Source organism: Ruegeria sp. AH12, assembly GCF_056541465.1.
The window spans coordinates 1-823 of record NZ_JBQFYL010000122.1; the positions used below are offsets into that span (position 1 = coordinate 1).

At 57.6% G+C, this 823-nt stretch carries 1 protein-coding gene; it reads left to right on the plus strand.

What is annotated here, in order from left to right; all coding sequences use genetic code 11:
• Positions 1–823, plus strand: an 823-nt coding sequence (locus ACR0EL_RS22060; protein ID WP_480502297.1) for a homoserine dehydrogenase, incomplete at both ends; no start/stop codon positions are given.

The following is an 823-nucleotide window of genomic DNA, read 5'->3' on the forward strand; positions in this document are numbered from 1 at the left end:
TTTCTTGCACGCTCGCACCGGGCGTCGCATCGAGATCACCGCAGTTTCGGTCCGTGATGCCAACAAGGACCGTGGCGTAAACCTCTCGGATTATGCATGGGAAACCGATCCCGTTGCATTGGCCAAACGCGAAGACATCGATGTTTTTGTCGAACTGATGGGCGGCGAGAACGGCCCCGCGAAAGCTTCGGTCGAGGCGGCGCTGAACAGTGGCAAGGATGTCGTCACCGCAAACAAGGCACTGCTGGCGATTCATGGGCAGGAACTGGCGGAATTGGCCGAAGCCGCAGGGCGTGTCATTCGCTTCGAAGCGGCTGTCGCGGGTGGTATTCCGGTAATCAAATCTCTGACCGAAGGACTGGCGGGTAACGAGATCACGCGTGTCATGGGCGTCATGAACGGTACCTGCAACTATATTCTGACCCGGATGCAATCGCAGGAGTTGGGCTATAACGCCCTGTTCCAGGAATGCGCGCAGCTTGGCTATCTCGAAGCCGATCCGAATCTGGATGTTGGCGGCATCGACGCGGCGCACAAACTCGCGCTGCTGTCTTCGATTGCCTTTGGCACCAAGCCGAATTTCGATGGGATCGAGATCGAGGGCATTCAGCATATTAGCCTCGATGACATCCATCAGGCCCACGACATGGGGTATCGCATCAAGCTGTTGGGTGTAGCACAGCGAACGGCGCGCGGACTGGAACAGCGGATGCAACCCTGTCTAGTGCCGAGCAATTCTCCGCTAGGTCAGTTGGAAGGCGGAACAAACATGGTTGTGCTGGATGGGGACGCAGTTGAACAAATCGTTCTGCGCGGCCCCGGT